Here is a 4262-nt window from a genome sequence, read left to right as displayed (position 1 = left end):
AGCGCCCTAATAGCGGAGCTATTCGGGCGTTTCGGCAACGCCGCTGGGGGTCCCCCCTGCTCGAAGAGCTTGGGGGAGTGCGTGCCAGGCGCCGCGGGGCAGGCGGGACTTTCGAAACACGCCCTAGGGGGCGGGCACCCCGGCGCCCGGGACCGGACGCCCCCTCGACGACGTCACCGGCCGAACCGGCGGCCGAGCAGCCGTCACCGGCCGAACCGGCTGAGCCCGCGGGCAGCCCCGTAACACGGCATGTGCCCCATGCCCCGGCCCCCGCCTTAGGAGCACGATCACCTCCCATGACATGGACGGTGACGCGTGTCCTCGGGGACCGCAACGCGGGGCTGTACCTGGCCGGGGTCGTGGTGTCGGGCTTCGGCACCTCGGCCCTGTGGCTGACGGCGGGTATCTGGGTCAAGGACCTCACCGGTTCGAACGGCCTGGCGGCGCTGAGCACGTTCGCGCTGTGGGCCCCCACCCTCGTCGGTCCGCTGCTCGGCACGCTCGCGGACCGGGTGCGCCGCCGCCCGCTGCTGGTCTGGACGAACCTGGGCCTCGCGCCCCTGGTCCTCACCCTCGTCACGGTGGACTCGGTGTCCGGCGCCCGGCTCGTCCTCGTGGTCCTGCTGCTGTACGGAGCCGCGAGCGTCGTCCATGACGCGGCCGAGTCGGCCCTGCTGGCCACGGCCGTGGACGCCGCCCTCCTCGGCGATCTGGGCGGCCTGCGGATGACCGCCAACGAGGGCATGAAACTGCTGGCGCCCCTGGCGGGCGCGGGCCTCTACACGGCGTTCGGCGGTGCGTGGGTGGCGGTCCTGGACGCGGTCACGTTCGCGGTGGCGGCGGCGCTGCTGGCCCTGCTCCGCGTCCGGGAGCCACGGCCCGTACGCCCCACGGCCACATGGCGCGCACGTACGGCGGAGGGTGCCCGTCAGCTGTGGTCGCACCCACGGCTGCGCCCCCTCGTCCTGGCCGCCGGCGCGACGATGCTGTGCGCGGGCGTCAACGGCGCGCTGGTCTTCGCGGTGGTCGAGGCCCTGGGCCACTCCCCCACCTACACGGGCCTCCTCTACGTCGCCCAGGGCACGGGCTCGGTGGTGACCGGCCTGGCGGCGGGCCCTCTTCTCCGCCGCCTCGGAGAACACCGTTTCGCCGCATACGGCATCGCCCTGACCGCCACCGCCGTGGCGCTCCGCGCGATCCCCTCCGACCCGGTGGCCCTCGTGTGCGGCGCGGCCATCGGGGCGGGCCTGCCCTGCGCCCTGATCGCCGCGCTCACGTCCGTCCAGCGCGAGACTCCGGGCCCTCTCCTGGGCCGTACGACGGCGACGGCCCACACGCTGATGTACGCGCCGAACGCGATCGGCCTGGCGGCGGGCGCGGCCCTGGTCGGACTCGCCGACCTCCAGGCCGTGTTGGCCGGGCTGGGCCTGGCCTGCCTGCTCCCGGCCGGGTATCTGCTGCGCGGCCGGGAGGCGTCGGCCCCCGTTCCGTCCCACGACTGACGGGGCGGGGGCTTCACCCCGGCTCAGCCCAGGTCCGCCAGCGCCTCCCGTACCGCCTCCAGATCCCCGTCCGACGCCAGCCCGGCGTGATACAGCCGCAGTTCGGTCGCCCCGAGCTCCGCCGCGCGGGCCGCGTCCGCCACCAGCGTCCCCGGGCTGCCGCCCATGCCGGAGACGACGGGGAGGTTGGCGGCCAGCACGGCGTCCTCCCGGCCCTGTGCGGCGAATGGTGCCAGCAGGTCGGGGCCGCCGGCGCAGGGCACGACCACGCCGTCCGCGACGGACAGGATGTGCGCGGGGTCCACTCCCGGGTTGGCCCCGACGTGGTGGGTCACCGGGTCGGCGTGCAGGAGCACCTGGAACCCCTCGGGCGCCGCGGCCCGTACCGCCGTGACCGCCGCCTCCTGGAGGGTGCGGGCGATCCCGTCGCGCCACGCGCGCGTGGCGGTGGCCGTGGGCTCGCCGAGGATCTTCTCCACGGCCGCCCAGCCCCCGTCGTCGGGCGCGCCCCGCCACAGCGGTTCCAGCGCGGCCCGTACGACCGCCGCCAGCTCGTCGGCGTCGAGGCCCTGGGCGCCGTACCCCTCGCGGCACGTCCCGCAGAAGCAGAGCGACATGAGGTACTGCCCGGCGTCCCCGAGGCCCACCCCGCCGGTCTTGTCGTGCGCGTGGAGGTGGGCGATCCCGTACCAGCCGAGGGACTCCAGCTCCGTACCGCGCGCCCCGGGCCGTACGGCCGCCTCGACGGCCAGGTCCACCAGGTACTCCCGGGTCTCCGGCCGCGCGACGCACGGCGCCCACGGGTACCGGTCGCCGTAGGCGTTGACCACGGAGGTGTCCGGGAACTCCGCGCCCAGCCGGGAGTTGTGCGCGAGCACGACCCAGGTGTGCACCTCGAGCCCCGCGTCGGCGAGAGCCTCGGCGGCCTGCCCGTACGCGTCGCCGGGCGCCCACGCCCCGGCGGTGTACGGCCGCAGCCGCCGCCCGGCCCACCGCGCCTCCTCCGGCGCGTACAGCACGGCGGCGTGCTCGGCCGTGACGATGCGGTGTCCGGGGTGCCGGGGGGTCAGCGCGCGCGTGGAGTGGTACGCGGAGGCGAGCGTCGCCTGCCGCACTCCGAGCCCCGCAATGAACTCCCCGGCCGCCGGGTCCCCGTTCACATCCCAGGGGTAGACGAACGCCGACGCCTTCACATGCCCTCCTGCAACCCTCGAACCTCTGGCCTCACGCTTCAGCGCCTCTACGCCTCAAGCAGCGCGTACCCGCGCTCGATCAGCTGCGCGAGCTGCTTGACATGATCCTCCGTCGGTTCGTGCAGCGGCGGCCGCACCTCCCCCACGTCGAGCCCCCGCAGCCGTACCCCGGCCTTCACCAACGACACCGCGTAGCCGCGCCCTTGGGCGCGCAGTTCGACGAAGGGCCGGTAGAAGCCGTCCAGAAGCAGCTCCACCGTCGCGTCGTCGCCCGTGGTGAACGCCCTGTGGAAGGCGAGGGCGATCTCCGGCGCGAAGCAGAACACCGCGGAGGAGTACAGGGTGATGCCGATGCCCCGGTAGGCGGGCCCCGTCAGCTCGGCGGTGGGCAGGCCGTTGAAGTAGAGGAACTCGCCTCGGACCTCGCTGCGTACGGCGCTGACGATGCGCTGCATGAGGTCCAGGTCGCCGAGGCCGTCCTTGAACCCGATGATCCCCTCGGTGCGGGCGAGTCCGACCGCGGTCGCGGGGGTGAAGACGGCGTTGTCCCGCTGGTAGACGATCAGCGGCAGCGCGGTCGCCGCGGCCAGTGCGCGGTAGTGCGCGAGCAGTCCCTCCTGGGCCGCCTGCACGAGATACGGCGGCATGGCGAGCAGCCCGTCGGCCCCGGCCTCCTCGGCGAGCTTCGCGTACCGCACGGCGAGCGCGGTCCCGTACCCCGCGCCCGCGACGACCGGCACCCGGCCAGCTGTCTCGTCGACGGCGGCCCGTACGCAGCTCTGGAACTCCTCGGGCGCGAGCGCGTGGAACTCGCCCGTGCCGCAGCACGCGAAGACGGCGGCGGCCCCGGCGTCGACGCCCCGGCGCACATGGGTGCGGTACACGTCGAGGTCGACCGCGCCGCCCGGGCCGTAGGCCGTGACGGGGAAGAACAGCGGCCCGCTGGGGATACGGAGCCGAGCGGCGAGGGGGGCTGAGGTCACGGGCTCTCCCAAGTCCATGTCTCTGATCAGTGTCTATATTTCTGAACAAGCCCACGCTAAGCCGCCCCTTCGGGCCGGTCAAGCGCAACAACACGCAACGCACCTGCGGATTTCCCCACCCATGGCCCCTTGACGTGCAGGACCACGCTTCCCTAGCGTGTCCATGAATGTGAATTCCGTACGCACATACGCACGGTTGCTGATTCGAGGAGAGACCCGAGGATGCCCGCTCCCCGTACCGTTCTGCTCACCGGCGCCGCCGGCGGACTCGGCACCCTGATGCGGGAGCTGCTCCCGGAGTACGGCTACGAACTCCGCCTCCTCGACGTGCGCCCCGTCGAGGGCGAGCCGGACGCGATCACCGCGGACCTCGCCGACCGGGACGCCCTGCGCGAGGCCGTCCGGGGCGTCGACGCGATCATCCACCTCGCGGGCATCTCCCTGGAAGCCCCCTTCGAGAAGATCCTCAAGGCGAACATCGAGGGGACCTACAACCTGTACGAGGCCGCCCGCGAGGAGGGCGTGGGGCGTATCGTCTTCGCCTCCTCCAACCACGCCGTCGGCTTCACCCCCCGCCCCCGGGG

General features: G+C 73.7%; 4 protein-coding genes. 2 read left to right on the top strand and 2 right to left on the bottom strand.

Annotation, left to right across the window (positions count from 1 at the left end):
* Window positions 1-296 precede the first annotated feature (296 nt).
* Window positions 297-1502 (top strand): MFS transporter, encoded by a 1206-nt coding sequence (locus tag FNH04_RS42280; protein ID WP_152791547.1) that lies wholly within the window; start codon window positions 297-299, stop codon window positions 1500-1502.
* A gap of 23 nt (window positions 1503-1525) precedes the next feature.
* Here the strand turns inward: FNH04_RS42280 and FNH04_RS42275 are convergent, their stop codons facing one another.
* Window positions 1526-2695 carry a hypothetical protein gene (locus tag FNH04_RS42275; RefSeq protein ID WP_322725447.1) on the bottom strand — a complete coding sequence of 390 codons (1170 nt, stop codon included), beginning with the start codon at window positions 2693-2695 and terminating at the stop codon, window positions 1526-1528.
* 47 nt (window positions 2696-2742) lie between these two features.
* Complete coding sequence (locus FNH04_RS42270) at window positions 2743-3678, bottom strand: 5-dehydro-4-deoxyglucarate dehydratase (RefSeq protein ID WP_322725446.1); 936 nt, start codon at window positions 3676-3678, stop codon at window positions 2743-2745.
* Between the two features lie 222 nt (window positions 3679-3900).
* Here FNH04_RS42270 and FNH04_RS42265 point away from each other — a divergent pair.
* A partial coding sequence (locus FNH04_RS42265; protein ID WP_152791544.1) for an NAD-dependent epimerase/dehydratase family protein occupies window positions 3901-4262 on the top strand: 362 nt, incomplete at its 3' end.

Origin of the sequence: Streptomyces phyllanthi (assembly GCF_009377205.1) — a bacterium.
Lineage (GTDB): Bacteria > Actinomycetota > Actinomycetes > Streptomycetales > Streptomycetaceae > Streptomyces > Streptomyces phyllanthi.
This window is presented reverse-complemented; position numbering and strand designations above follow the sequence as displayed.